This is a genomic window from Methylobacterium segetis, assembly GCF_004348265.1.
In the GTDB taxonomy this organism is placed as follows: Bacteria; Pseudomonadota; Alphaproteobacteria; order Rhizobiales; family Beijerinckiaceae; genus Methylobacterium; species Methylobacterium segetis.
Genome location: NZ_SMNT01000205.1, coordinates 1 through 3,571 on the forward strand (window position 1 = coordinate 1; position 3,571 = coordinate 3,571).

Here is a 3,571-nt window from a genome sequence, read left to right on the forward strand (position 1 = left end):
CGAGGCGCTCCTCGCGGCTTTGGCGGAGGCGGTCGCGCGGGTGCCGGTGCCGGAGGGCATCGCGCCGGCGACGATGGACGGGCTGCTCGGGGTGCGCGGCGTCATCGAGAGCGAGGAGGCGGAGAGCGCGGAGACCGAGTCGCTCGCCCGCGACCTCGCGGAGGGCGTGGTGCGGCTCGTGGCCGACCTCGTCGAGGCGCGCCGGGCCGAGGGGCGCGCTCTTCAAGAGATCATCAATGGACACCTCGGCACGTTGATCGCGATCATCCAGGCCGCGGAGGATTGTCCGGCCCGCAAGCCCGATGCCGTGCGCGCGAAACTCGCCGCGAGCGTCGCCAGCCTGACCGAGGCGGGCACCGGACTCGACCCGGACAGGCTCCACCAGGAGGCGGTGCTCCTGGCCGCCAAGGCCGACGTGCGGGAGGAGCTCGACCGGCTCCGCGCCCACCTCGCCTCGGCCGCGGAGCTGATCGCGGGCGGAGGTGCGATCGGCCGGCGGCTCGACTTCCTGGCGCAGGAGCTCGGCCGCGAGGCGAACACCCTGTGCGCCAAGGCCAACGACATCACCCTGTCGCGGATCGGACTCGACTTGAAGGCCGTGGTGGAGCAATTCCGCGAGCAGGTTCAGAACGTCGAGTAGGGTGCGTCGGGGCATGATGCGAGCCAGCGGGCAGGTCGAGATGGGGAGCGGGCGCCGATGAGCGCGGGGGCGCCGGGGGGCCGGCCCGGATCGCAGGGCGAAGCCGAGGGCCGGATCGGCCGGCGGGGCCTGATCCTGATCCTGTCCTCGCCGTCGGGCGCGGGGAAAACCACGCTGACGCGGGCCATCGCGCAGGACGGCGGCTGGGGGCTCGAACTCTCGATCTCGGTGACGACGCGGCCGCGCCGCCCCTCCGAGATCGAGGGCAAGCATTACCGCTTCATCGACCGTGAGGCGTTCGACAGCCTGCGCGCCCGGGACGACCTGCTCGAATGGGCGGAGGTGCACGGCAATTTCTACGGCACGCCGCGTCGGCCGGTGGAGAAGGTCCTGGCCGAGGGCCGGGACATGATCTTCGACATCGACTACCAGGGCACGCGGCAGGTCCGCTCGAAGCTCTCGGACGACGTCGTCACCGTCTTCATCCTGCCACCCAGCATGGCGGAGCTGCGCCAGCGCCTGGAGCGGCGGGCGGAGGATTCGCCCGCCACGATCGAGAAGCGGCTCGCCAATGCTCGCGTCGAGATCCAGCGCTGGAGCGAGTACGATTACGTCATCGTCAACGACGACCTCCAGAACGCCTTCACCTCGCTCCAGGGCATCCTGACGGCCGAGCGCCTGAAGCGGACCCGCCGCACGGGGCTCGGCGCCTTCGTCGACGATCTCCTGAGCGAGAGCGAGGCGCGGTAGGGCGGCCGAGCCGGGCCGCGTTTCCCGCCCCTTCCGGAGCCGGCGCCTCGATATCGTGAGGTCCTGAGGCGCGTCTTCTGAGGGAAGAGCGCGGAGCTACGCGGCCGCGCTCGCGACAGGCCGGCACAGCCAGACCCGCATCGCCTCGAAGGTGGCGTTGGCCGCCCGCGAGGCGGCCTCCGCCTCCGCCTCGCCGGTCAGCGCGTCGAGGCGGTCGCGGAAGCTCGCCCAGAGCGCGCCGGCCCGCGCACCCCGGCCCCGGTAATAGGCGCAGCCCGCGATCTCATCGAGCCCGTGAAGCGCCGCGATGCGGCGGCCGATCACCTGTCCGCCGAGGGTCGAACCTTCGAGCACGTAGAGCGAGCCGAGCGCCGAGGCCGTGCCGTCGAGGCCGGGCGGCGCGGCTTGAGGCAGGCTCTCGATGGAGACGGCGTCGAGGCCGAGATGGCGCAGGTCCGAGGCGAGCGGGTCGAGCCGGCGCCGCTCGTCGAGGAAGCCCGGATCGCCGAGCGCCTCCGCGATCGCGGGCTCGTAGGCCGCGTGGAAGCCGTGGAAGCGGGCGAGGAGGTCGCGGTAGCCGGGAAGCGTCGCGACGCGCGCCTCCCAGTCGAGGTCGCGCTCCAGCGCCTCGTGCGCCGCCGCGGTCTCCGCCCGCAGGCGGGCGTGCAGGCCGCTTCCGGCGCTCACGCGGTGATCGTGAAGCAGGCGCCGGGCGTGTTGGCGACCTCGATGCGGGCGTTGATCTGGTCGAGCATCGCCCGGATCATCTTCATGCCGAGCCCCGTCCCCTGGGGCCTCGCCTCGGCCCAGCCCTCGGGCATGCCGCCGCCGTCGTCGCAGACCTTGAGCCGGACCCCGCCCCCGGCGGAAGAGGAGACGCTCACCTCGACGCGGCCGCCCCCGGTCGGTCCCGCGGCGTACTTGAACGCGTTGGTGACGAGTTCGGTGGCGATCAGCGAGAGGGCCACCGCCTTGCGGTAGGGCACCATCACGCCGGATTCCGCCACGAGTTCGACCGCGTGGCCGTCGCCCGCCATGCCGGCGAGATCGCTGCACAGGTTCTCGATGGTCTGGCCGAGATCGACCTCCTCGACGCTCTCGGCCTGATAGAGGCTGTCGTGCACCCGGGCGACGCTCATCACCCGCGCGGAGGTCTCCGCGAAGGCCTGGCGGGCATCCGGGTCGGCGATCTGCCGGCGCTGCATCTGCAGGAAGGCGGAGACGATCTGGAGCGAGTTCTTGACGCGGTGGTCGATCTCCCGGGTCAGTATGTCCTTCTGCGTGAGGAGCTTCTCCTTGTCGGCGAGGAGGCCGGTCAGCTCGTCGATCTTCCGGCGCTGGCGCAGCACCACGCCCTCGACGGCCTGCGCGAGGGACTGGGCCAGGGAGACCTGCCAGTCGGCGAAGGGCGTGGCGAAGCCCGTCCGTTCCTCGACCCAGCGCTCGAAGGAGCGCCGGGGCAGCACCGCGACGGGGCCGCTGCCGGGGAGGACGGGCTTGCGGGGGTCGCCCCCCCAGGTCACCGTGCTCGGCACTTCCGGACGGAACCAGAGCAGCAGGTGCTCCCGCGCCGGGTCGACGAAGGCGGCGAGTAGCCCGCTCGCGATCTCGCGATAGGCGGCGGCCGGCTGGAATTCGGCGGAGAAGGCGCTGGACGCGTAGGAGGAGGCCTCCGCGGGCAGGTGCTCCCTCAGCCAGACGGCGAGGTCCCGAACCTCGGCCTCGGCCGGGGTCTTGCCGATGAGGGTGACGCCGCCCGCCGAGACGACGCCCGCGCCGGTCGCCCCGAAGAGGTCGAGCAGGGTCATCGTGCCCGCCGTCAGCGCGCCGACGAAATCGTCGGAGCGGGTCAGCTCGCGCACGAGGCGGCCTTCGGTGTCGAGATGCGCCTGCTGTTCTGCCCAGAGACGCCGCCCCTCGATCTCCTGCACCCGCATGGCGAAGGCGTCGGTGATCACGGTCGCCGCGGCGCGCGTCTCCGGCGCCACGTAATGCGGCTGCCGGTGATGCCCGATCATCAGGCCCCAGAGCTTGCCCTCGACCATGATCGAGATCGACATCGATCCGTTCACGCCGAGATTGCGCTGATATTCCAGATGGATCGGCGAGAGCGTGCGGTGCTGGGCGAAGGTGAGGTCGATCGGCCCGTTCCCGGCGGGCGGCGCGGCGACGAGGGGGACC

The 3,571-nt window shown here is 72.1% G+C and carries 4 protein-coding genes; 2 read left to right on the forward strand and 2 right to left on the reverse strand.

From position 1 onward, the window contains the following. Together E1J50_RS25915 and gmk are read left to right on the forward strand one after the other, a co-directional pair. On the forward strand, window positions 1–640 hold a 640-nt coding region (locus E1J50_RS25915; RefSeq protein ID WP_132257122.1), incomplete at its 5' end, for a YicC family protein. Window positions 641–697: 57 nt separating this feature from the next. Further along, a complete protein-coding gene (gene gmk / locus E1J50_RS25920) occupies window positions 698–1,390 on the forward strand; it encodes a guanylate kinase (protein ID WP_132254183.1) in 693 nt (230 codons plus the stop codon). A 96-nt stretch (window positions 1,391–1,486) separates the two neighbouring features. Here the strand turns inward: gmk and E1J50_RS25925 are convergent, their stop codons facing one another. Continuing rightward, complete coding sequence (locus E1J50_RS25925) at window positions 1,487–2,077, reverse strand: biliverdin-producing heme oxygenase (RefSeq protein ID WP_132257125.1); 591 nt, start codon at window positions 2,075–2,077, stop codon at window positions 1,487–1,489. After that, window positions 2,074–3,571 (reverse strand): sensor histidine kinase (locus E1J50_RS25930; protein ID WP_132257127.1); only part of this gene is annotated, 1,498 nt, incomplete at its 5' end. The genes E1J50_RS25925 and E1J50_RS25930, both read right to left, overlap by 4 nt.